This is a genomic window from Streptomyces sp. O3, assembly GCF_054788135.1.
On sequence record NZ_JBTVYK010000058.1, the window covers coordinates 1 to 23,850 of the forward strand.

Annotated in this window: 18 protein-coding genes, 2 tRNA genes and 1 pseudogene; 5 read left to right on the forward strand and 16 right to left on the reverse strand. The window is 70.0% G+C overall.

The features are described 5' to 3' along the window. Positions 1-91: 91 nt before the first annotated feature. From ACX6XY_RS24835 to ACX6XY_RS24875, 9 genes and pseudogenes are all read right to left on the reverse strand, one after another. Positions 92-164 (reverse strand) — tRNA-Ala (locus tag ACX6XY_RS24835). A 106-nt stretch (positions 165-270) separates the two neighbouring features. Next, positions 271-504: a hypothetical protein gene (locus tag ACX6XY_RS24840; RefSeq protein WP_460334934.1), complete on the reverse strand. Its 234-nt coding sequence runs from the start codon at positions 502-504 to the stop codon at positions 271-273. Between the two features lie 3 nt (positions 505-507). Continuing rightward, positions 508-702 carry a hypothetical protein gene (locus ACX6XY_RS24845; RefSeq protein WP_460334936.1) on the reverse strand — a complete coding sequence of 65 codons (195 nt, stop codon included), beginning with the start codon at positions 700-702 and terminating at the stop codon, positions 508-510. Between the two features lie 252 nt (positions 703-954). Then, positions 955-1,027 (reverse strand) — tRNA-Ala (locus ACX6XY_RS24850). Positions 1,028-1,144: 117 nt separating this feature from the next. After that, positions 1,145-1,834 carry a histidine phosphatase family protein gene (locus ACX6XY_RS24855; RefSeq protein ID WP_460335024.1) on the reverse strand — a complete coding sequence of 230 codons (690 nt, stop codon included), beginning with the start codon at positions 1,832-1,834 and terminating at the stop codon, positions 1,145-1,147. Then, complete coding sequence (rsfS, locus tag ACX6XY_RS24860) at positions 1,828-2,265, reverse strand: ribosome silencing factor (protein ID WP_460334939.1); 438 nt, start codon at positions 2,263-2,265, stop codon at positions 1,828-1,830. The genes ACX6XY_RS24855 and rsfS overlap by 7 nt, the downstream gene beginning before the upstream one ends. A gap of 209 nt (positions 2,266-2,474) precedes the next feature. Next, positions 2,475-4,260 (reverse strand): annotated as a pseudogene (locus tag ACX6XY_RS24865) (LCP family protein). 16 nt (positions 4,261-4,276) lie between these two features. Beyond that, on the reverse strand, positions 4,277-4,912 hold the full coding sequence (nadD, locus tag ACX6XY_RS24870; protein ID WP_460334942.1) for a nicotinate-nucleotide adenylyltransferase: 636 nt from the start codon (positions 4,910-4,912) through the stop codon (positions 4,277-4,279). 32 nt (positions 4,913-4,944) lie between these two features. Next, complete coding sequence (locus tag ACX6XY_RS24875) at positions 4,945-5,094, reverse strand: hypothetical protein (RefSeq protein WP_460334945.1); 150 nt, start codon at positions 5,092-5,094, stop codon at positions 4,945-4,947. A 225-nt stretch (positions 5,095-5,319) separates the two neighbouring features. On the opposite strand from ACX6XY_RS24875, the gene ACX6XY_RS24880 reads away from it, so the two are divergent. Then, a complete protein-coding gene (locus tag ACX6XY_RS24880; RefSeq protein WP_460334947.1) occupies positions 5,320-6,417 on the forward strand; it encodes a M48 family metallopeptidase in 1,098 nt (365 codons plus the stop codon). Between the two features lie 27 nt (positions 6,418-6,444). Here the strand turns inward: ACX6XY_RS24880 and ACX6XY_RS24885 are convergent, their stop codons facing one another. The 5 genes from ACX6XY_RS24885 to proB all read right to left on the reverse strand — a co-directional run bounded on the left by ACX6XY_RS24885 (position 6,445) and on the right by proB (position 11,544). Continuing rightward, entirely contained in the window at positions 6,445-7,572 is a 1,128-nt protein-coding gene (locus tag ACX6XY_RS24885) for an SCO2583 family membrane protein (RefSeq protein WP_460334950.1), read from the reverse strand. 66 nt (positions 7,573-7,638) lie between these two features. Then, positions 7,639-8,229: an SCO2584 family spore wall biosynthesis protein gene (locus ACX6XY_RS24890; RefSeq protein WP_460334953.1), complete on the reverse strand. Its 591-nt coding sequence runs from the start codon at positions 8,227-8,229 to the stop codon at positions 7,639-7,641. A 79-nt stretch (positions 8,230-8,308) separates the two neighbouring features. Continuing rightward, positions 8,309-9,601, reverse strand: coding sequence for a glutamate-5-semialdehyde dehydrogenase (locus ACX6XY_RS24895; protein ID WP_460334956.1), 1,293 nt, complete (start codon positions 9,599-9,601; stop codon positions 8,309-8,311). A gap of 157 nt (positions 9,602-9,758) precedes the next feature. Beyond that, positions 9,759-10,304, reverse strand: a complete 546-nt coding sequence (locus ACX6XY_RS24900; protein WP_460334959.1) for a hypothetical protein — start codon at positions 10,302-10,304, stop codon at positions 9,759-9,761. A 133-nt stretch (positions 10,305-10,437) separates the two neighbouring features. Next, positions 10,438-11,544 carry a glutamate 5-kinase gene (gene proB, locus ACX6XY_RS24905; protein ID WP_460334962.1) on the reverse strand — a complete coding sequence of 369 codons (1,107 nt, stop codon included), beginning with the start codon at positions 11,542-11,544 and terminating at the stop codon, positions 10,438-10,440. 475 nt (positions 11,545-12,019) lie between these two features. Between proB and ACX6XY_RS24910 the strand changes: the two genes are divergently transcribed. After that, positions 12,020-14,161 carry a hypothetical protein gene (locus ACX6XY_RS24910; protein ID WP_460335027.1) on the forward strand — a complete coding sequence of 714 codons (2,142 nt, stop codon included), beginning with the start codon at positions 12,020-12,022 and terminating at the stop codon, positions 14,159-14,161. Between the two features lie 88 nt (positions 14,162-14,249). On the opposite strand, the gene galE is transcribed toward ACX6XY_RS24910, so the two are convergent. Beyond that, positions 14,250-15,221: a UDP-glucose 4-epimerase GalE gene (galE, locus tag ACX6XY_RS24915; protein ID WP_460334964.1), complete on the reverse strand. Its 972-nt coding sequence runs from the start codon at positions 15,219-15,221 to the stop codon at positions 14,250-14,252. Positions 15,222-15,516: 295 nt separating this feature from the next. Between galE and ACX6XY_RS24920 the strand changes: the two genes are divergently transcribed. Next, a complete protein-coding gene (locus ACX6XY_RS24920) occupies positions 15,517-17,748 on the forward strand; it encodes a bifunctional glycosyltransferase/CDP-glycerol:glycerophosphate glycerophosphotransferase (RefSeq protein WP_460334967.1) in 2,232 nt (743 codons plus the stop codon). A 22-nt stretch (positions 17,749-17,770) separates the two neighbouring features. Beyond that, positions 17,771-21,373, forward strand: coding sequence for a bifunctional glycosyltransferase/CDP-glycerol:glycerophosphate glycerophosphotransferase (locus ACX6XY_RS24925; protein ID WP_460334970.1), 3,603 nt, complete (start codon positions 17,771-17,773; stop codon positions 21,371-21,373). A 149-nt stretch (positions 21,374-21,522) separates the two neighbouring features. Here the strand turns inward: ACX6XY_RS24925 and ACX6XY_RS24930 are convergent, their stop codons facing one another. Then, on the reverse strand, positions 21,523-22,086 hold the full coding sequence (locus ACX6XY_RS24930; protein ID WP_460334973.1) for a hypothetical protein: 564 nt from the start codon (positions 22,084-22,086) through the stop codon (positions 21,523-21,525). 176 nt (positions 22,087-22,262) lie between these two features. On the opposite strand from ACX6XY_RS24930, the gene ACX6XY_RS24935 reads away from it, so the two are divergent. Continuing rightward, complete coding sequence (locus ACX6XY_RS24935; protein ID WP_460334976.1) at positions 22,263-23,618, forward strand: glycosyltransferase family protein; 1,356 nt, start codon at positions 22,263-22,265, stop codon at positions 23,616-23,618. Positions 23,619-23,850 lie beyond the last annotated feature (232 nt).

Below are 23,850 nucleotides of genomic sequence, written 5' to 3' on the forward strand. Positions count from 1 at the left end.
GGGGGGGGCGGGCGGGGGGGGGGGGGGGCCGCGGGGGCGGGGGGGGGGGGGGCCCCCGGGGGGGGGCCCCCCGCTCTCCTGTGATCTCTTGTGGAGCTAAGGAGAATTGAACTCCTGACCTCCTGCATGCCATGCAGGCGCTCTACCAACTGAGCTATAGCCCCTTGCGGTGTGTCGCTCCTGGAGGCTTCCCCTCGGCGACGTCGACAACATTAACGGTCCACCCGGCCATCCACCAAATCGGTTTCCCGACCGGGGTCCGCGCGTCCCTCACGCCGTGGCGAAGGAGTAGAAGCGCTTGAGGGTGCAGTGCTCGTCCAGGAGCCGTCCGTAGATCGGCTCACCCTCGAGCTCACGGTAGGTCTCGATCGGGTCGCCTTTTATGATCAGCGCCCGCGCGCATTCCTCGCACCAGTACTGGTACTCGGCGTTCACCGGCTCCATGTCGCGGACGATGGGCGTGCCGCTGCCGCACCAGTCGCAGGTCCTCCTGTGTGCACCCATCGATCAGCTCCAGCTGTGGCCGCAGGCCGTACACACATAGGAGATCCCGCCATTGTCGCCCAGCACTTGGGCGACGTGGGCGGAACCGCAGGACGGGCAGCTCAGGGCGGTCGGACGGTTTCCGGCCGTGGGGTCGTGGCCGTGCGCCTCGGCCGCGTCGAGCAGGTCGCCGACCTTCTCGAGGTTGCTCGCGGGCATCACGCCTCTCCCTCCCAACGGGCCAGTCCGTACAGCCGATTCCCCTCGCGACCGTACGATTCTGTCACGGTCACACGGATGGGTCAGCGGCGAACACGTACCAGTCCGGACACGGCGGCCGCCGGATCGCGGTCGCGAGCACGGCACTTGGCCCCGGCGGGCCCCTCCGCCGCACACACTGCCGCACACGCAGGAATCCCGCCCGATCGAGGTGATCGGACGGGATTCCTGAGGCCGGGTGTACCGGGATTGTGGAGCTAAGGAGAATTGAACTCCTGACCTCCTGCATGCCATGCAGGCGCTCTACCAACTGAGCTATAGCCCCGAGTGTTCTTCCCGCTCGGCGGGCGAACAAGAAGAACTCTAGCCCGTGACCTGCCGGAAAGTGAAATCCGGGGCCATGGGCGGCGCACCGGCCCCGACGACGGCGCGGCGGCGGCGCTCAGTCGTCGTCGCCGAGTACGGGCTCCGGGAGGGTGCCCGCGTTGTGCTCCAGAAGGCGCCAGCCGCGAGCACCCTCGCCGAGCACCGACCAGCAGCAGTTGGAGAGCCCGCCCAGGCTCTCCCAGGAGTGCGGCTCCAGGCCGAGCAGGCGGCCGATGGTGGTACGGATGGTGCCGCCGTGGCTGACGACCACCAGCGTCCCGTCGTCGGGCAGCTTGTCCGCGTGCCGCAGCACGACGGGCGCGGCCCGGTCGGCGACCTCGGTCTCCAGCTCGCCGCCGCCGCGGCGCACCGGCTCGCCGCGCTTCCACGCCGCGTACTGCTCGCCGAACCGCGCCATGATCTCGTCGTGCGTCAGGCCCTGCCACTCACCGGCGTAGGTCTCCCGCAGGTTGTCGTCGTAGGCGACGTCGAGCCCGGTGAGCGCGGCGAGCTCCCGCGCCGTCGCGGAGGCCCGTCGCAGGTCGGAGGCGACGATGGCGTCCGGGCGCAGCGAGGCGAGCAGCCGGGCGGCCCGGCGGGCCTGCCCGACGCCGTCCTCGGTCAGCTCGATGTCCGTGCTGCCCTGGAAGCGGCGCTCCAGGTTCCAGGAGGTCTGGCCGTGCCGCCACAGGATGACGCGGCGGCCGCTGCGGCGCGCGTCGCCGACGTCACCGCTGCCGCTGCCGGTGCCGCTACCGCTCACCAGAAGTCCCCGACCGGTTCGTCGGCGGCGGTCTCCTTGGCGTGCTGTTCGGCCTTGCCGCGGGTGGCCTGGGCGTCGGCCGGCAGCTCCAGCTCGGGGCAGTCCTTCCAGAGGCGCTCAAGGGCGTAGAAGACCCGCTCCTCGCTGTGCTGGACGTGCACCACGATGTCGACGTAGTCGAGCAGCACCCAGCGGGCCTCGCGGTCGCCCTCGCGGCGCACCGGCTTGGCGCCGAGCTCCTTGTTCAGGCGCTCCTCGATCTCGTCGACGATCGACTTGACCTGGCGGTCGTTGGGTGCGGATGCCAGCAGGAAGGCGTCCGTGATCGCCAGGACGTCGCTGACGTCGTAGGCGATGATGTCGTGCGCGAGCTTGTCGGCGGCCGCCTGCGCGGCAACGTTGATGAGCTCGGTGGAGCGGTCCGTCGCGGTCACTACGAGGCTTTCTTTAGACGGTCATTCGGGTGGGCGCGGGGGTGCGCGGCGTGGCCGCGCGTGATGCTGCCCCGCGTCAGCGGTACCTCAAGGGTCTCACGGACCGCCGACAGCACCCCAAACGTTTAAGCGATCCCGCCCGGCGCTTAAGCGATCCCGCCCGGACGCGGGTGCCGCGCCGGGCACCGCGCCCGTGCGCCACACGGCTACTACCCGGCCTCGTAGTCCGTGCCCAGGACCACCGTGATGTCCGCGTTCGCCGCGACCTCGCCCTTCTTGGCCGCGCTCGCCGAGAGCCCCAGCGTCTTGGCGACCTCGACCGCCTCCGCCTTCCGGGCGGCGTCCGCGTACCTGACCTGGGTGCTGCCCGGCGGCGAGGCGTCCGTGCCGCCGGAGACCACCGTGTAGCCGCCGTTGACCAGCGAGACGCGGGCGCTGGCGACCGCCTGCTTGTCGCCGGAGACGTCCACGCGGGGCGGCGTGCCCTGTTCAGGGGCGCTGACCGTGCCGCCCAGGACCTCCTTGACCACGGTTTCGGTGGCCTTGTCGGTCAGCGTGCCGTCGCCTCGGACCGGCAGCACTCGGGTGTCGTAGGCGCCTTCCTTGGCGTGCTCGGCGAGCTTGGCCAGCGATACGCCCAGGTCCTTCTCGTTCAGCGACGGGTCCAGGATCTGGGCGAGCGTCTTGACCGTGACGGTGGCGTCGTCGGGGTCGGTCGGCATCTTGCGCAGCACGCCCCGCAGGACCGCGCCGAACCGCTCCAGCTGCGCGGTCTCGGCCTCGCCCGGCGCGCGGTAGGTGGCGTACGCGACCGCCATCGGGCCGCTGAGTGTCTGCTGCTCGCCCTTGCTGACCAGCGGGGACGCGTCCTTCTCGGCGTCCTTGGCGTCCTTGGCGTCCTTCCCGGTCCCCTTGGGGTCCGGGACGTCGGTGTCCGTGTCGATCTCGATGTCGCCGACCAGCTCGACGAGGTTGTTCAGATACGGGGTGTCCAGTCGCCAGCTGCCCTCGATCCGGGTGCCCAACAGCGTGTCGATCGCCTCACGGGTCCCGGCCGTGCCGTCTTCGTCGACGGATTTGCCCAGCGTGGTCACGGCGGCGCCGTCGCCGCTGGTCACAGCGAGTGAGTTGGGCAGCAGCACGGTGGTGCCCTGCCCGGTGCTGGTGTTGTCGACGAGCAGCGCCGTGGAGGTGCCGCCCTGCTTGGTGTTGTGCAGGTGGACGACGATCACGTCGCGTTTCTGCGGGCCGCTCGTCGCGGCCGGTTCGCCGGAGGCGTCGGCCATGCCCGGCAGCTTGCCCGCGTACCAGAGGTAGCCGACGCCTCCGGTGAGCGCCAGCACGAGCACCACGACCAGCGCGACCGTGCGGTTGCGGCCACGGCGTCTGGCCTCCTCGCGGCGCTCGGTGCGGCTCTCGGTGAACTTCAGCCAGTCGATGACGTCCTCGGAGTCGTCGTCCGGCTCCTCAATGAAGGCGAACATCTCCGTGCGGTAGTCGCGGTCATGGTCACGGTCACCGTCGTGGTCCGGCGTGGGCTCGGGCTCGTAGCCGTGCTCCCGCTCCGGTCCGGGCTGGTGCTGCTGCGGGACCCAGGCCGCCTGCTGCTGGACCTGGGTCTGCTGAGTCTGGGGCTGGGGCTGGGGCTGCTGGGGGGGCGTACGGGTCATAGCCCTGGGCGGGCTGCTGCTGCCCGGTGTCGGTGGCGGCGGCGTAGGGGTCGTAGCCGTACCCCTGCTGCTGCGGGACCTGCTGCGAGCCGTAGTACGCCTGCGTGCCGTACGGGTCGTACTGCTCGGGCGCCTGGGCCTGCGGTGGGTACGAGTGCGGGTGCGAGTACGGGTGCGAGTGCGGCTGCTGCTGCCACGCGGCCTGCTGGTACACCGGTCGGCCGTACTCGTCGTACCCGACGATCTCGTACGGCTGCCCCTCCTGCCCGCCCTCGCGCGCGTCCGCGTACGGGTCGTACTGGGGGTCGTACTGTCGGTCGTTCACCGGTGCCCCTCTCGGCTCAGTCGCCGCGGTACAGCTCGCGCTTGTCGATGTAGCGCACCACACCGTCTGGCACCAAATACCAGACCGGCTCCCCCTTGGCGACCCTCGCACGGCAGTCCGTCGAGGAGATCGCCAGCGCCGGAACCTCCACCAGGGACACTCCGCCCTCCGGAAGTCCGGGGTCGGCGAGGTGGTGACCGGGGCGGGTCACCCCGATGAAGTGGGCGAGCGAGAAGGTCTCCGCCGCGTCCTGCCAGGTCAGGATCTGGCTCAGGGCGTCGGCTCCGGTGATGAAGAACAGGTCCGCGTCCGGATTCAGGGCCCGCAGTTCACGCAGCGTGTCCTTGGTGTAGGTGAGGCCGGGGCGGTCGATGTCGATGCGGCTGACCGAGAACTGGGGGTTCTCGGCGGTGGCGATGACCGTCATCAGATAGCGGTCCTCGGCCGGTGAGACCGTCTTGTGGGTCTTCTGCCACGGCTGCCCGGTCGGCACGAACACCACCTCGTCCAGGTGGAACTGGGCGGCCACCTCACTGGCGGCCACCAGGTGGCCGTGGTGGATCGGATCGAACGTTCCGCCCATGACGCCGAGGCGGCGCTTGTGCGCGCCGCTGTCGTCCACCGGGCCGGTAGGCATGTCCTGCTCTCCCATGCGTGGAGACCCTACCGGCCCGGCCGCACCGCTCAGCGGTCGCGGTTGAAGCGCGTGGTGATCCAGAGCAGCAGGAGCAGCGCGATGAACGCACCGCCTCCGGTCAGCAGGGGGTTGGGGCCTGAACCTCCCTCGGAGGCGAGGGGGGTCAGCTGAGCTGCGGTGCTGTGCAGGATGCTCATCGTCGGCAGGACCTATCCGGGTGGGTACGGGCTTGAGGCTTCCAGCCCATCGTATGCGGGGGCCTCCCGCGTCCTCACTCCGACTCAGGCGTACGGCGTCAGGCGTGCGCGCCGCGTACCGTCGCCCGATCCGGAACCCTGCCCGTAGGCTGGACGTTCCACCGGGGGGCGAGAACACTCGCACAGCGCGCAGACCCACGCGCGGAGACTTTGGGGGCGTCACACATGACCGAGAACACCGAAAGCCAGGACAACCTGCCGGGTCGCCGACGGCGCCGCTTCGAGGGGATCTCCTCGCGGGCGTACGAGCACCCGGCGGACCGCTCGGCCCTGGTGGCCCTGCGCAAGCTCACCGGCTTCGACACCGTCTTCAAGGCGCTCAGCGGGCTGCTGCCCGAGCGCAGCCTGCGACTGCTCTTCTTGTCGGACTCGGTGCGGGTGAGCGACGACCAGTTCGCGCATCTGAACGCGATGCTCAGGGACGCCTGTTACATCCTGGACCTGGAGAAGGTCCCGCCGATGTACGTCAACCAGGACCCGAACCCGAACGCGATGTGCATCGGCCTGGACGAGCCGATCATCGTCGTCACCACGGGCCTGGTCGAGCTTCTCGACGACGAGGAGATGCGCGCGGTCATCGGCCACGAGGTGGGGCACGCCCTCTCCGGCCACTCCGTGTACCGCACGATCCTGCTGTTCCTCACCAACCTCGCGCTCCGGGTCGCCTGGATCCCGCTGGGCAACATCGCGATCATGGCGATCGTGACCGCCCTGCGGGAGTGGTTCCGCAAGTCCGAGTTCTCCGCGGACCGCGCCGGGCTCCTGGTCGGCCAGGACCTCCAGGCGTCGATGCGCGGCCTGATGAAGCTCGCGGGCGGCAACCACCTCCACGAGATGAACGTGGACGCGTTCCTGAAGCAGGCCGAGGAGTACGAGGCCGGGGGCGACCTGCGCGACTCCGTACTCAAGATCCTGAACGTACTGCCGCGTACCCACCCCTTCGCCGCGGTGCGCGCGGCCGAGCTGAAGAAGTGGTCCGAGACTCGCGACTACCAGCGGATCATGGACGGTCACTACCCGCGGCGCGAGGAGGACCAGGAGGCCTCGGTCTCGGACTCCTTCCGGCAGTCCGCGAGCAACTACGCCGACGAGGTCCGCACCAGCAAGGACCCGCTGATGAAGCTGGTGTCGGACATCGCGGGCGGCGCCGGGGACCTGGGCGGCAAGCTCCGCGACAGCTTCCGGGGCGCCGGGAGCCGAGACGGCCAGGACGGCCAGGGCGGCGGCGACAGGCCGGGCAAGGACCGCGACACGGACAGCTGACGGCCGAAGGCCCGGCGGGGCCGGGCGTCAGGCGGATGACGAGGGCTGTGCGGACGCCGCGAGCACCCCGCACAGCACCGGCGTCCCGCCCGTCGCGTACGGATCGACGCCCGCCGGGCCCCCGGTCTCGGCCCGCTGGCCCGCGAGCAGCGGGCGCAGCCGCTCCGCGGCGTCGGCGGGGTCTTCGGGGCAGGCCATCGGCCCGGCTTGGAGGTCCGATGCCAGCAGCTCCGCCCTGCGCAGCCGCAGGTCGTCCTGGTCGAAGCGGAAGCGCAGTTCTCGCCGTACGGTGAACAGCGAGACGCGCGCGTCGCCACCGGCCGCGCCGACCGCACCGGCCGCGCCGGCCGCGCCGACCGGCTTCAGCGCGTAGACGAAGGTGTGCGCGGAGGTCACCTCGAGGGCGTCGGGCCCCGACTCGGCGATCCGCATTCTGCCCCGTACCCGTACCCGCGCGTCGGCCAGCGCGGTCCGCTCGGGGTCGAAGCGCACCAGCCAGCCGGTGGCCGCGTGCAGTCCGTCCGCGGCCGGGTGCCGCACGCTGCGGTCGAACTGGTCGAACTGGTCCGCGTCCAGCAGTATCCGCACCGGCCGCACCGCGCCGCCGGTGAGCACGGCCGGGTCGAGTGAGGACTGCACCAGGTAGTCCTTGGCGGTGGTCAGCGCCGTCATCACCTGCCCCTCGGAGAAGTGCTCGGTGCGCCGCGCCGCGGGCAGCCCGATCCCGGCCGCACCGGCCTTGAACTCCGCGGCGGGCGAGCGCGCGAAGAGCACGTCGGCCCGCGCGGCCCCCGGCACCTGACCCGTCGGGACCAGCGGGACGACCGTCATCCGCAGCGGTCCTACGGGGCGTGCGACCGCCCTCGGCTCCGACTGTCTGAGCCCCATGAAGAACGCGGCGGCGAAGGCGGCGGCGACCAGCACCGCGAGTATCAGGAACTGGACCCTCAGCAGCCCGCCGACGGTCCGGCCGGACCGCCCGGCGAGCCGCCGCACCGCGGGCGCGTGCTCGGTGAGCCGCTCCCGCGCCGAGAACTCCTGTAACCGGGCAGCGCGGACGAACGACTCGTCGAAGACAGTGGATCGGTACTCTTCCTCGCCACCACCGGGGACGCCTTCGGGTGTGCCCTCAGGTGGGTCTCCAGGCCCGGTCATACCTTCAGAGTAGGTCCGTGCGACTCCAGGTAAACTCCCCGGTGCGGGACAACTTCTGACGGACCGTCATGAGGTGCGCGGCTCCGCGGAGACCGGTGGCCGCCGGTAGTCGGAGGACGTCGAGGGCGCGTTCTCCGTCTCCGTGGTCGCGGGCGGCGGGGCCGGGTCCCGGTTCCCCGACGAGGCGCCCCGGTAGACGGCGGTGAACGCCAGCGCGACCATGCCGACACCCATCAGCACGGCGAGCACCCAGGCGACCGTCCGATGCCAGCGTGCCCCGCCCAGACGGCCTCGGCCGCCCTCCTCCAGGGCCTCCTCCGGGTCGGGGGCCTCGTAGAGCTCCGAGCCGTGGCCGTACCCGGTGTAGTGGTCGCCGTAGAAGTCCTCGCCGTACCCGCCGTGGCGGCGGCCGTCCGCGTCGTATCCCTCGTAGCCGTCATAGCTGTCGTGGCCGTCGTGGGACTCGTGTCCGTCGGCGCGCGCCTGGGCGGCGGCTACCAGCCGCTCCACGGCGGTGGGCTCATGCACCCGCGCCGACCGCACGAAGTCCTCGTCGAACACCACGGAGGCGAACTCTTCGTCCGCGCCTCCGCGGTCGTGACTGTCGTCGGGCTCGCCACCGTCGGGAAACGGCGTACCCCCCACGTCCTCCGGCACGTATCCAGAGTAGACCTGGGGGGTCGGTTTGGGCAGTCCGCAGGGGAATTCGCCCATGTTCGCCTCTGCGACGACCGTCTCAGCGGGTGTGCCCGTCGCCGGTGACGATGTACTTCGTCGAGGTCAGCTCGGGCAGCCCCATCGGGCCGCGCGCGTGCAGCTTCTGCGTGGAGATCCCGATCTCGGCGCCGAAGCCGAACTGCCCGCCGTCCGTGAAGCGCGTCGAGGCGTTCACGGCGACGGTCGTGGAGTCCACCAGCTGGGTGAACCGGCGGGCGGCCTGCTGCGAGCCGGTGACGATCGCCTCGGTGTGCCCCGAGGTCCACAGCCGGATGTGCTCGACGGCCGCGTCCAGCGAGTCGACGACGGCGGCCGCGATGTCGTACGAGAGGTACTCGGTCTCCCAGTCCTCGGTGGTCGCGGGCACCACGGTGGCCTTGGAGGCGTCCGCGTACGCGGCGATCCGCTCGTCCGCGTGCACGGTGACCCCGGCCTCGGCGAGGGCGTCCAGCGCCCGTGGCACGAAGGCGTCCGCGATGTCCCGGTGGACGAGCAGCGTCTCGGCCGCGTTGCACACACTGGGCCGCTGCGCCTTGGAGTTGACCAGGATCTCCACGGCCATGTCCAGGTCGGCCTGGGCGTCCACATACACATGACAGTTGCCGGTGCCGGTCTCGATGACCGGGACGGTGGACTCTTCGACGACGGTACGGATGAGCGAGGCGCCGCCACGCGGGATCAGCACGTCGACCAGGCCGCGGGCGCGCATCAGCTCCCGTACGGAGTCCCGGCTCTCGCCGGGCACCAGCTGGATCGCGTCGGCGGGCAGCCCGGCCCCGCCGACGGCGTCCCGCAGCACCCGCACCAGCGCGGTGTTGGAGTGGTACGCGGAGGACGAGCCGCGCAGCAGTACGGCGTTGCCCGACTTCAGGCAGAGCGCGGCGGCGTCCACGGTCACGTTGGGCCGGGCCTCGTAGATGATCCCGACGACGCCGAGCGGGACCCGGACCTGGCGCAGGTCGATGCCGTTGGGCAGGGTCGAGCCGCGGACGACCTCGCCGACCGGGTCGGGCAGCGCGACCACGTCGCGCACGTCGGACGCGATCGCCCTGACCCGCTCGGGGGTGAGGGTGAGCCGGTCGACGATCGACTCGCTGGTGCCCGCGGCCCTCGCCTTGGCGATGTCCTGCTCGTTCGCCTCCACGATCTCCTTGGTCCGCACCTCGAGCGCGTCGGCGATCGCCAGCAGGGCGTCGTCCTTGGCGGCGCGCGGCAGCGGCGCGATCTGGGCGGCGGCGCCGCGGGCGCGGTAGGCGGCCTGGGCGACGGCCGACATGTCGTCGTACGGGGAGAGCGAGGAGGGCACAGTCATGCCCGAAGAGTAGCCGGGGCGGCCTGACCATCCAGCGGCAATCCCGCACTCCGAGACACAGCCAGGGACCCACTCCCCCACACCCACACCGCAACCACCAATTGAGCAACCCCCACGGCGAGCAACCAGGTCCGCGAGAGCGGCGCCGGTTTAGGCGCTAAAAGGGATGGACGCCGACCGGAACAGCCGGGGGCGGGCCGTAGCCCTCCGCGACGCGCTGGTGGTAGGTGTCGCGGTCGATGACCTCAAGGCCCACGATCTCCCACGCGGGCAGCCGCGCGCTCTGCCGGTGCTCGCCCCACAGCCGCAGCGCGACCGCGGCGGCGTCGTGCAGGTCGCGGGCCTCCTCCCAGTAGCGGATCTCCGCGTGGTCCTCGGCGTACCGGCTGGTCAGCAGGAACGGGTGGTCGTGGGCGAGCTGCTCCAGGCCGCGCCGGATGTCCGGCAGCGGCGCGGGCGGTCCGGACGCGCTCAGCGTGACGTGCCAGAGCCGGGGCTGCCGCTCGCCGCCGGTCACGCCCGCGTCGCCGGGGCGTGCGGCCCTGTCTCCGTGCGCGGCCGCGCCCTCGCCGCCGGGGTCCGCGTCCGTGTCCGTGTTCGCGCCGTCCGCCGTGTGGTCCGCGTAGTCCGCTCCCGCCGCGACGCTCGTCAGTGCCCGCTCAGCGGAGCCTCGCCCCGCCGTCCCAGGGCGCACTCGTCTCACCAGCGGCCTCCAGATCTGCGTTCGTGGTGCCCGAACTCCCCGCTTCAAAGTTGACCAGCTAGGGCCGGTCCGCGTGACCGTTTTCCGGAAGGTCCCTCACTTAGTGCGGGCGAACCGCACCTTTTCGGCCTGGCTACGCGGGCAGCAGCACCAGGTCGTCCCGGTGCACGACCTCGCGCTCGTACGCGGGCCCCAGCTCCCTGGCCAGCTCCCGAGTCGAGCGTCCGATCAGCTGGGGGATCTCCTTGGCGTCGAAGTTGACGAGCCCGCGCGCCACCGCGCGCCCCGCCGCGTCCCGCAGCTCCACCGGGTCGCCCGCGGCGAACTCGCCCTCCACGGCCTGGATGCCCGCGGGCAGCAGCGAGCTGCGCCGCTGGACCACCGCGCGCACGGCCCCGTCGTCGAGGGTGAGCGCGCCCTGCGGCGTCGAGGCGTGCTGCAGCCACAGCAGCCGGTCGGCGGAGCGCCGTCCGGTGGCGTGGAAGTGGGTGCCGGTGGGCCGCCCGGCGAGTGCGTCGGCGGCGTGCACGGCCGAGGTGAGCACCACCGGGGTGCCCGCGGCGGCGGCGATCGAGGCCGCCTCGACCTTGGTGGCCATGCCGCCGGTGCCGACCCCGGCCTTGCCCGCGCTGCCGATCCGTACGTGCGCGATGTCGGCGGGCCCGCGCACCTCCTCGATCCGCGAGGCGTCGGACCCCGCCGGGTCGCCGTCGTAGAGGCCGTCCACGTCCGAGAGCAGGACCAGCAGGTCGGCGCGTACGAGATGGGCGACGAGCGCGGCCAGCCGGTCGTTGTCGCCGAACCTGATCTCGTCCGTCGCCACGGTGTCGTTCTCGTTGACGATCGGCAGCGCGCCCATGGCGAACAGCTGGTCCAGGGTCCGTGAGGCATTCCGGTGGTGGGCGCGGCGGGCCATGTCGTCGCTGGTCAGCAGCACCTGCCCGACGCGTACCCCATAGCGGGCGAAGGACGCGGTGTAGCGCGCGACCAGGAGCCCCTGCCCGACGCTCGCCGCGGCCTGCTGCCGGGCCAGGTCTCGGGGGCGGCGGCGCAGCCCGAGCGGCGCGAGCCCGGCGGCGATGGCGCCGGACGAGACCAGCACGATCTCCTTCTCGCCGCCGCTGCGCACCTTGGCCAGCACGTCCACCAGGGCGTCCACGCGGTCCGCGTCCAGGCCGCCGGCCGCGGTGGTCAGCGACGACGAGCCGACCTTGACCACGATCCGTCGGGCATCCGTCACACTCTGCCTCGCCACGCTCCGCCTCACGCCTGACACGTGCGACCCCTAGGGGTGGCCGCACTGGTTTGAGCTGCTGATCCCGCAAATCTACGCGAGGCGGGCGGGACGCGCCGCCGCGTTTCGCGGGCTGGGAACGCGGGTTCCACTCCGGCGCCCGGAAGCGCCCCGGATACCCCGATCGCGTGAAAACGCGGGCCGGGCCATGTCCGCGCCCGAGCTCCGGATGTTGCGCAGCAAGCCCCGAGTCCGTACGCGCGCGTGGATGCCACTGGACGCCACTGGAGGCCAGTGCAACGTTGGAAGCCAGTGAAAACCAACTGCCCCGGCGCACACCGAGCTGCTTGGAGTTCCGGCAGTGCCCACAGTCCGTCGTGTCCTGGCCCCTCGCCTCCTGATCCCTCGCCTCCTGATCCCCCGCCTCCCGGCCCCTCGTCTCCCGGCCCCTCGTCTTCCGACCTCTCGCCCCCTGGCCCCTCTGGCCCCTCGCGTCGCGCGCGTCGCCCGCCGGCTGCTGGCCCCGCTGGTGCTGACGGTCTCCTTCGCGGCCCAGGCGGTGGGCGCGCTGCTGCCCGATGTGCCGCTCCTGGTCGTCTCGACGGCCGTGGGCCTCGCGGCCGACGCCGCCCTCCACCGCTGGCAGCCGCGAATGGCGTCGGCCCTCGCCAGGATCCGCGCGGACATCGCCGTACGGCAGGTGCTGCGCGACCTGCTGCTGGTGGCCGGGCTGCTGAACCTCGACGCGGACGCCCGCACGACGCTCTACCTGCCGCTGGTCTACGGCCTGCTGCTCTTCTACGCGCTGCACTTCGCCTGCCAGGCGGCGGCGATCTGGGTCCGCCGCACCCGCACCCTGCCGGTGGTCACCCGGAACATCGACGCGTCAGCGCTGCGGCTGAGCCCCGCGCCGCCGGCCCTGCTGCTGCGCAGGCCGGGACGCCGTCTGCTGGCGTTCGGCTCGCCCGCGACCTGCGGGCTGCTGCTCACGGCCGCGACCGACGTACCGCGGTTCGCGGCGGGCGGCATCGCGGTGTCCGTCGCGCTGGCCGCGGTCGGGCTCGGGGAGCTGTCGCTGCGGCTGCTCCCGAGCCGCCGCCCCGCGTCGGAGTCCGAGGTGCTGGACTGGTTCGACGCCTGGCTGGCGGAGTACCGCCCCACCGTGGGCCTGTACTTCTCGGGCGGCCCCTCGTCCGCGTACCAGGCGAACATGTGGCTGGAGCCGCTCGCCCGCCTCGGCGGCCGTCCGCTGATCGTGCTGCGTGAGCGCTTCATGGTGCAGAAGATCGCGGCGACGGACATCCCCGTCGTCTGTCTCCCCAAGGTCGCCACGCTCATGCGTCTGGAGCGCTCCACTCTTGAGGTGATGCTCCACCCGGCGAACTCCGGCAAGACCTCGCAGATCCTGCGCATCCCGACGATCAAGCACGCCTTCGTCAATCACGGCGAGAGCGACAAGGCGTCCAGCTGCAATCCGTACGCGAAGGCGTACGACGAGGTGTGGGTCGCGGGGCCCGCCGCGCGTGAGCGGTACGCGCTCGCGGACGTCGGCGTCGAGGACCGCGACGTCGTCGAGATCGGCCGTCCTCAGCTGCGGCCGATCCAGCCGTACGGCGGCCCGCCCGCGGGCGCGTTCACCACGGTGCTCTACGCGCCCACGTGGGAGGGGTGGGACGGCGACCTTGGCAATACGTCGGTGATCCTGGCGGGCGAGAACATCGTGCGGGCGCTGCTGGCGGACGACGGCGTACGGCTGCTGTACAAACCGCATCCCATGACGGGGTCGGTCGACCCGCGCGCGCGGGCGGCGGACGCCCGCGTCCGGGAGCTGATCCGTACGGCGAACCACCGGCGCTCGGGGGACCGTCCGGGGCCGGAGCGGCAGGCCGAGCTCGCCCGGCGGGCGGCGGAGCTGGACCGGCTGACCTCCGTTTCCCCGCGGCGCGGGGCGGACAGTGCCGAACGGATGCTCCGCCAGGGCCGCCCGGAGCCCGGCCGGGCCGCGGCCGTCGCGGACGCGCAGGCCGCCTGGGAGGCGGCGTACTGGGCCTCGCTGCCCGAGTGGGAGCACCAGATCGTCACCGGCGCGCGGCCGCCGCTGTACGCGTGCTTCAACCAGGCGGACCTGCTGATCAGCGATGTGTCGAGCGTGGTCTCGGACTTCCTGGCCAGCGGCAAGCCGTACGCGGTGGCCAACACGGGCGACCTGTCCGAGCGGGAGTTCCGCGCGGCGTTCCCGACGGTGCGGGCGGCCACGATCCTCACCCCGGACGCGTGCGGGGTGCCGGAGCTGCTGGCCGCGGTGCGCGACCCGGACAAGGACGAACTGGCCGACGAGCGCGCCGCGTTGGCGCTGTATCTGCTGGGCCCGTCGGACCCGTCACCGCAGGCTCGCTTCCAGGAGGCGGAGCAGGCGCTGCGGAGGGCGGCGACTGTGCGGCGGGATCGGTGGGGCCAGGGGGGCCAGGGTCTCCGAGGAGACCAGGCAGAGCAGAGGGGCCAGGCAGAGCGGGGAGACCAGGGCGCCCCCCGTATCCCGGCGTCCCGGCGGGAGCCAGCCGCGGCGTGCGTCCCCGAGCGAGAGCCCACCCTCACAGCACCGCGCGAGAGCGAACAGAACTGACGCCCTCGACCACCGACCGCGAGCCCCCATGCGGGGAGGGCCGGGCAGCCCTCCCCGCACCGGGCGTCTCGCCTGGGCTCTGTCCGGCCTAGCCGTGGCGGTGGCGCCAGCCCTCCCAGGCCGACTCGATCATTTCCTCGACGCCGTGGCGGGCGCTCCAGCCCAGCTCGTCGCGGATCGCGTCGGCGGACGCGACCACGCGCGCCGGGTCGCCGGGCCGCCGGGCGGTCACCTCGGCCGTGAGCTCCTCCCGGCCGGTCACCTTGAGGATCCGCTCGACCATCTCCCGGACCGAGACACCCTCCCCGCGCCCGATGTTCAGCGTGAGGTTCGCACCGTCCGATACGTCCGCCAGCCTGCGCGCGGCGGCCAGGTGGGCGGAGGCGATGTCCTGGACGTGAATGTAGTCACGCACACAGGTGCCGTCGGGCGTGGCGTAGTCGTCGCCGAAGATCAACGGCGACACCCCGTCCTCAAGCCGCTCGAAGACCATCGGTACGAGATTGAAGACACCCGAGTCGGCGACTTCGGGGGCGGCCGCTCCCGCGACGTTGAAGTAGCGCAGCGACGCGCTGCGCAGCCCCCACGCCCGCCCGGCCGCGCGGATCAGCCACTCGCCCACGAGCTTCGTCTCGCCGTAGGGGCTCATCGGGGCGCACGGAGTGTCCTCCGTGACCAGATCCACGTCGGGCATGCCGTACACGGCGGCCGACGACGAGAAGACCAGCCGGTCGACCTGGGCGTCCGCCATCGCCTCCAGCAGCGTCTGCAGCCCGGTCACGTTCTCCCGGTAGTAGTACAGGGGCCGCTCCACCGACTCCCCGACCTGCTTCTTGGCCGCGATGTGCACCACACCCGTCACAGCGTGCTCGCGGATCGCCTGGTCCAGCCGCTGCCGGTCCAGCACGCTGCCGACGACCAGCGGCACATCCTCGGGCACCCGCTCGCGGTCGCCGGTCGACAGGTCGTCGTACACCACGACCGACTCGCCGCTCTCCCGCATCGCGCGCACCACGTGCGCCCCGATGTATCCGGCCCCGCCGGTCACCATCCACGCCATCGCTGCTTCTCCCTAGCTGAGGTTCTCCTGAACGGTGACCGCACACCCAGGGGAAATCAAATCAGGCAAATGTGAGATTCCCAACCTTCGTCGCTATTGCCGCAAGTCACCGCTTAGCATGTTGCAACCTCGTCCCAAGGTGAAGCGCGGGCAAACCGTGGGCAACAGGGGATGGTCCCGCATCATTTAGGCTGTTGCAACGCCGAGGCAGCCATCCGAACTGTGCGTCGAGGACGGCCCCCTCAGCCCACGAAGCCCACGAACCCCCGCGCACAGCCCCTTGGACTGGTGAAGGATGCCTCGACTTACCCTCGTTGTGCCTGCCTACAACGTGCAGAGCTACCTTCGGGAGTGCCTCGACTCCGTACTGCAGCAGGACTTCGCCGACTTCGAGGTCATCGCGGTGGACGACTGCTCGCCCGACGCCTCAGGGGCCATCTTCGACGAGTACGCCGCCCGCGACCCGCGGGTACGCGTGCTCCACCTGCCCAGCAACGTAGGTCTCGGCCGGGCGCGCAACGCCGGTCTCGCGGAGGCCGCCGGCGAGTACGTCCTCTTCCTCGACAGCGACGACACCCTGACGCCCGGCTCCCTCGGCGCGATCGCGGCGCGGCTGGACGCCACCGGCGACCCGGACGTCCTGGTCTACGACTACGCCCGGTCCTACTGGGACGGGAAGGTCAAGCGGAACACCCGCAGCGAGGTCCTGACCGAGCGGGGACCCGCGTCCTTCGCGCTGGCCGAGCGTCCCGAGCTGCTCGACCTGCTCCAGATCGTCTGGAACAAGGCCTACCGTCGGCAGTTCATCGTCCAGCACGGATTCGAGTTCCCCGAGGGATACTACGAGGACGCGCCCTGGACGTTCTGCTCGCTGATTTCAGCGAAGCGGATAGCCGTGCTGGACCGAATATGCGTGCACTATCGGCAGCGCCGCGAAGGCGGAAACATCCTTCGCACCGCCAGCCGCAAGCACTTCGACGTATTCGACCAGTATTCCCTGGTATTCGCGCACCTCGACTCGAATCCCGATCTGGACAAGTGGCGTCCGACCTTGTTCCGGAAAATGGTCGACCACTATCTGACCATCCTCGAGAAGTCGGGCCGACTTCCCCACGGATCCCGAGAAGAGTTCTTCCGGCTGGCCTCCGCCGATTTCCAAAAGCGCGAACCAGCGGATTTCCGGCGCCCCGCGGGACCCCGCGGCTACAAGTACGCCCTGCTGGCCCGCGGCTCGTACGCCGCGCTCAGGGGCCTGAAGGCGGCGGGCAAGGCCCGCATCGTGACCCGCCGCTACGGAGGCGAACAGGTTCGGCGCGCCAAACGTACCGCGATGGGTCTGCACTACCAGTCGCAGCTGCGGCTGCCCCTGGACGAGAATCTGGCCCTCTTCTCCGCGTACTGGAGCCGGGGATACGCCTGCAACCCCGCGGCGATCGACGCCGAACTGGCCCGCCAGGCGCCCCACGTCCGTCGCCTCTGGGCAGTCAAGGCCGAAGAGGCGCACAAGGTTCCCGACGGGGTCGACACCGTACTGGTGGGATCGCGCGACTACTGGACGGCGCTGGCCCGCGCCACCTACCTCGTCAACAACGTGAACTTCTCCGACCGCGTAGTGAAGCGCGAGGGGCAGATTCACCTGCAGACACATCACGGCACCCCGCTCAAGACCATGGGGCTCGACCAGCGGAAATTCCCCGCTTCGACGCAAATGGACTTCGAGGCGCTGCTGGAGCGCTGCGACCGCTGGGACTACAGCCTCACGTCGAACCAGTTCTCCACCACCGTCTGGGAACGGGTGTACCCCTGTTCCTATGTCTCACTCGAGACCGGATATCCCCGCAACGATGTACTGATCAATTCCGGGGCCGCGGACGTGGCACTGGCGCGGCGCGAACTCGGTCTCGCGGAGGGCGCCAAGGCGTTCCTCTATATGCCCACGCACCGCGAGTACCAGTCGGGCTTCACTCCGCGGCTCGACCTCGCGCGGCTCGCCGAGCAGCTGGGCGAGGACGTCACCCTGCTGGTGCGCGGCCACTACTTCTACAAGCCCTCGCCACGGCTGGCCGAACTCCAGGCGGCCGGCCGCATCGTGGACGTATCGGGACACCCGGACGTCGAGCGGCTGTACCTCGCCGCGGACTGCCTGATCACGGACTACTCGTCGGCGATGTTCGACTACGCCAACCTCGACCGTCCCATCGTGATCTTCGCCGACGACTGGGACACCTACTCCGCCGTCCGCGGCACGTACTTCAACCTCCTAGAGGAACCGCCGGGTGCCGTGGCGACCACCCAGGACGAACTGACCGAGCTCCTGCGCTCCGGCGGCTGGTGCGCCGCCGACGCCGGTGAGCTGCGGGCCGCCTTCCGTCGACGCTTCTGCGAGTTCGACGACGGGCGCGCGGCCGAGCGCGTCGTCCGCCGGGTGTTCCTCGGCCAAGACGGCCTGCTGCCCTTCGTCCCCTTCGAGCAACGCACCCACGCTCCGTCTCCCGCCCAGGCATCCCAGCTGGTCGAGCGGGTCTGAACCGAAAGGAAAAACGCGCCACATGACCCCTCGACTCAGTGTCGTCGTCCCCATCTACAACGTGGAGGTCTACCTCCCTGCCTGTCTGGATTCGCTGGCTGCGCAGACGTTCCGCGACCTCGAAGTGATCATGGTGGATGACGGATCACCCGACGATTCCGCGGCCATCGCCGCCGAATACGCGGAGCGGGACCCCCGGTTCAAGCTCGTTCGCAAGGAGAACGCAGGCCTCGGTGCGGCCCGCAACACCGGGTACGAGCACATGTCACCAGAGAGTGAGTACCTCGCGTTCGTCGACAGCGACGACCTGATTCCACCGGACGCGTACCGGCTCATGGTGTCCACCCTCGATGCCAGCGGTTCCGATTTCGTCACCGGTAACGTGCACCACATCAACGCCACTCGGGTCTGGCAGTCGCCGATGCACCGGATCCTGGCCCGAGGCGCGGTGCAGCGCACTCACGTCACCCATGACCGCCGGTTGCTCACTGACCGGATCGCATGTAACAAGGTCTTCCGCCGTACCTTCTGGGAAAAGCACCAGTTCGTCTTCCCTGAGGGAGTCCTGTACGAGGACACACCCGTCATCGTGCCCGCTCAGGTGCTGGCCGACGCCGTCGACGTGATCAGCGAACCGACGTACTACTGGCGACTGCGCGACGGCGAGGCCGCGCCTTCGATCACTCAGCAGCGTACGGAACCCAAGGCCGTCAGGGACCGAACCGCGGCCGTCGAGAGCGTGAGCCGCTTCCTGGCGGCTCAGCCCGGACCCGAGTGCGCGGAACTCAAGCGTGAGTACGACCGGACCGCGCTCACCGGCGACCTGCGGATCTTCCTCCGTGTCCTGCCGGACGGCGACGAGGAATACCGCGCCGAGTTCCTCAAGGTCGTCAACGGCTATCTCAATCAGGTCGATCCTCAGGTGGTTCTCAACCTCCCGGCCAGCCTGCGGGTGAAGTGGTTCCTCGTCCGCAAGCACGCCATGGGCGAGCTGGTAGAGATGCTCAACGGGGAGCGGCGCGGTGAACGCGTCCGCATCCAGGGACTGCGCCGTAAGCACGCGAAGTTCGCCGGTCTCGGGAAAGACGGGACGGCGGGTCTGCCTAAGACCGCCCGGCGGATCGATCCCGACCTGAAGCTCAGGGCCCCGTTGCAGGAGATCTCCTGGCAGGACGGCAAGCTCCACCTGCTCGGTCACGCCTGGATCGACCGTATCGACCAGTCCACCAAGCACAGCGCGGTCAAGGTTCTCCAGCTCAAGAAAGGCGGCACACGGCGCCGAGTGCTGCTGCCGTTGCGCAACGTCTACCGCCCTGAGTGCACCAGCTATCTGAAGCAGAAGTCGCACAACTACGACTGGGCCGGCTGGGAGACCACGATCGACCCGGCGAAGCTCCGGACGGGCAGCGAGTGGGAGGAGGGCACCTGGCACGTCGGACTCGGCCTGGCGTCGGCCGGAATGATACGCAAGCGGTCGGTACACGCGAGTGGGCCGCACCCCGCCAACCACCCTCCGTACCACTGGCTGAGCGAGGATTTCCGGATTCTGCCGTCCATCAGGAAGGGCTCCCTCAAGCTCCGCATCGAGAAGGTGCGCGCGCTGGTGACCGGCTATCGAGCTTCCGGCGACTTCGTGGAGATCGAGGGTGAGATCCGTGAGCGTCTGGCCTCGAACGAGGCTGTGGCACTGCGCGTCACCAATCGCAAAAGCGGCGAGCTGCTCTCCTACCCCGTGGTACTGGGCGTCTCCGTCGGCGGGCGTACGTCCTTCCAGGTCAGTGTCCCGCTCAAGGACATCGCGCTGCTTCCCGAGCACCAGGACATGACGGACGAGAAAGATCGCGGCGGCGATGCTGTCGATCCGGGCATGTCCTCGCGGCGCAACTGGAGCACGGCGCTCATCGCCACGGACGTCGCGGGCAACGAGCGAGAGTTCTCCACTGTCGTTCGAGAGGGGCTCGCCGACCTCCAGGTGAGGCTGCCCACATCACTGGGAGAGAACGCCGACCGCAACGAGCTCGCCCTGATCTCAGGCAACAACGGCTATCTCAAGTTCGCCGGCCGCCCGGTGCAAGCCAGACTCACCGAAGTCCGATGGAAGGACGGCGAGTACCTGATCTCCGGCGACACGCCGGCCGACCTGAGTGAGTCCGTCCTCGTCGTCAAAGCACGCGATTTCTTCAGCGAGAAGATCGTACCGCTGACAGTCCTGCCCAACGGCGCGTTCCAAGCCTCCTTTGATCCCGGCACGATGTCCGGCGCGAAGGGCAACCTCCCGCTGAAGACCGGACGTTGGAACTTCTTCCTGCGGTCAGCGCGGGGTGGCGTCGACACCCCCTTCGTCCTCGACCGGCTGACGATCGGGAAACTGCCGGTACGCGGGGAGAGCAACGGCCGTCAGTACTCCCTCGAAGGTCGTTGGCATGACTTCCCCCAGCTTCACTGCATCACGAACCTCTCCATCACGGAGTGGGGCCCGTACCGTCAGGACCAGCTTCGGAAGAACGTCTACGAAGCCGGGCGTAACAAACCTCTGCGTGATGCCGTCCTGTACATCAGCTACAACGGCAAGCAGTACTCGGACAGCCCTCGCGCCATCCACGAGGAGCTGCTGCGTCGTGGCACGCCCGTGGAGCACCTCTGGCTCGTCCGAGACGACCAGGTCGAGCTCCCGTCGACGGTGCGGAAGGTCACCTTCATGGCGAGCGACTGGTACGAGGCACTGGCCCGCTGCCGCTACATCGTGACGAACGCGCATCTGCCGCACTGGGTCGAGCGCCGGGAGGGCCAGGTGATCCTCCAGACCTGGCACGGCACCATGCTCAAGAAGATCGGCCTGGACATCGCTGCCCCGAAGTTCGACCCCGGTTATCACGAGCGGCTGCAAATCGAGGCCAAGAACTGGAGCATGCTGGTCTCTTCCAACCGCTTCAGCACTCCGATCCTCAAGCGCGCGATGGCCTTCGACGGCCCTATTGTCGAGACCGGGTACCCGCGTAACGACTACCTCTACACTTCCGACCGCGAGAAGCGGGCCGCAGAAATCAAAGAGAAGCTGGGGTTGCCCGCCGACAAGAAGGTCGTCCTTTACGCACCGACCTGGCGCGACGACCTGTCCCACCGCCGGGGTCAGTTCCGGTTCGACATGCGGCTCGATGTCGAGGACGCCCGCGAGCGCCTCGGGCACGACCACATCCTGCTGGTTCGCCGCCATTCGAACATCGTGGACGCCGTGCCTGGGGCGGGCAACGGTTTCGTCTTCGACGTCTCCGAGTATCCGGACATCGCCGATCTGTACCTGATCGCCGATACCATGATCACCGACTACTCGTCGGTCATGTTCGACTACGCTCACACACGGCGTCCCATGCTCTTCTTCACATACGACCTGGAGCACTATCGGGACAAGCTGCGTGGCTTCTATTTCGACTTCGAGCATGACGCACCTGGACCCTTGCTCCACACGTCATCGGACGTGATCGACGCGATCCTCGACATCGATGCCGTCTCCGCAGAACACGCGGATCGCTACGAGCGCTTCCACCATCTCTTCTGCGACCTCGACGACGGACACGCGTCCGCCCGAGTCGTCGACAAGATGCTGGAGCAGGCCCGCGAGCTCTGACGTACCCACACACGCGAACGCCGCGGTACACCGAGACCGGTGTACCGCGGCGTTCGCAGGAAGCCGGACCTGGCAGACAACACCGGGAGAGCCCTCGGCGGGCGGCTGTTTCCTCACACGAACGCCAACTCCCGCTGAAGGCCCTCGCGTTACGGCCAGAACTGGCCGCTCTGCCCCAGTCGGCGATCAACAGGGCCGGTCCAACGAGGCAGGTACCGCCCCAAGCCCGTCCGGGACAGCCAGCTTCTGTCGGACACCTTGCGCAGCTGGCCGCGGACCGGCTCGACCTTTACCGGGGTGTTCTCCCGACCCAGCGCGAGCGCGGCGTCCTTGACCATCACCGGCCCCGACCCCTTCGCGACGATCTCCATGATCCGCCGGTACTCCGGCGTGAGCACCTCCACCCCCATGCCTTCCCCGCGGTCCGGGATCAGCCGCATCCCACCCGCCCTGGGCGTCACCACCACCTGCTCCTGCTCCTGCTCCTGCTCCTGCTCCTGCTCCTGCTCCTGCTCCTGCTCCTGCTCCTGCTCCACGATGGCCGACGGCCGCCGCCCTCTGTCCGTCGCCTCGGCCCCCTGCCTGAACACCACCTCGGCCGCCTCCAGTCGGCCCGGCTCGGCGTCAATCTCCGCCAGCTCCTTGCGCAGCAGCTCGGCGCGCTCAGGCAGTCGCATCCGCCTCTCGATCGTCCACGTCAGCACGTCCACCATGCGCCTTCCTCCCGTTGCGGAACCTACGAGACGCCTCGCGCGAAGCGGCACCGCGATGGACTGCCGTATGATTGTCACTTTATTGACTGCGAACGTCGTCCTCATCGGCGCGCACCGCCGCCGGCCGCGACCCGGCGACCGGGCCCACCGGAGGGCACTCGGAAACGGGAGCGAGAATGACATCTGGAGCCGTCAAGGACGCCCACGCGTCGACGGAGGCCCTGCGGGCGGAGATAGCGCGCCTCGACCGCCGCGTGGCCGAGCTGGAGGCGGAGCGCCGCAGGTACGCGCACGGCTCCGGCGCCCTCACTCTCGATGAATTCCTCGAACCGGTCCGTCTCTCGCGCCGGGCCTGGGATCTGCGGCGGACGAGCGGGGAACCGCAGCACAAGACGATCAAGGTAGTCCGGCCGTCCGCGGTGACGCTGCCCCTCTCCTCCTCCTTCCGCCGGGAGCCGCCGCGCAAGCCGGAGGACCGGCAGCCCGAATACCTTGAGCAGTTCGACGACCGCACCCTCTTCTACGACGCCTTCCAGTACGGCGACGACGTGTGGCTGAGCGGCCCGCCGGTGAGCAACCTCAAGGCTCCGCTCAGCAACGGGGCCTGGCGCGTCGACGGTGCCGACGTCACGGACGCCCTCGATCTCCGCGACTGGGGCCGCACGCAGCGCTCGGTGATCGCGGGGGCCGGTGCGGGCCGCGAGCTGTCCTTCAGCCTGGGGAACGACAGGTTCAGCGCGGAGATCGCGCCGAACGAGTCGGACCTCTTCGCCGGGCAGCGCACGATCATCACGAAGTCCAAGGACAACGACCTCGTCTGGATCCAGGACTTCCTGCGCTACTACCACCTCGTGCACGGGGTGACCGGAATCGTCTTCTACGACAACAATTCCACGCGCTACACCCCGCAAGACGTCGCCGACGCCATCGCGGAGGTGGACGGAATCACCACGGCCGTCGTCGTGGACTGGCCGTTCCCCTTCGGCCCGCAGGGCGGCCCCAACAAGGTCTGGGACTCGGACTACTGTCAGTACGGGCTCCTGGAGCACGGCCGCTTCCGCTATCTGTCCCAGGCGGCCGGTGTGATCAGCGCGGACATCGACGAGCTGATGCTCGCCGATGACGGCCGGTCCGTCTTCGATCACGCCGCCGAGTCGGAGACCGGCGTCGTGATGTTCTCCGGCTACTGGATGGCCAAGGCGACGCGCACTCCGATGGCCTCCGACCGCCAGCGCCGCTTCACTGACTACCACCACCGTTCCAAGGGCACGACGACGGTGAAGTGGGCGGCCCTGCCGGGCGTCGTGGACGAGATGACCACGCAGTGGCGCGTGCACAGCGTCGCAGGCTCGGGAACCGTGAAGACCGACAAGATCCACCACCGACACTTCGCGGGTGTGAACAGCGGCTGGCGTTACAGCCGCTCCGAGGACGTCGCCCAGCCGGACGCCCACGTCTACGACCCACGCATGAGCCGCGTCCTCGACCTCGTCTTCGGCTCCAGCCCTGAAGAAGTCCGGGGCACCTGGTAGCCGCCCGCTTCACTCCGGCAGGTTCCTCCCCGCGCGCCCGGACGGCACGCAGGCCAGCGCGCACAGCGCGGCGGCGGTGCCCGCGCCGCCGGGGATCTCGCGCTGCACGAGGACCATGGGCAGGCTCGAACGTGGCCCCGGCAGGATTTTCGTGAAGCGGGGGTGTGCCTCCGTGCGCCGGTGGTGCTCCGTCACGGGTAGCGGCAGGGTCGGTGAGTGTGATGACCTCGTA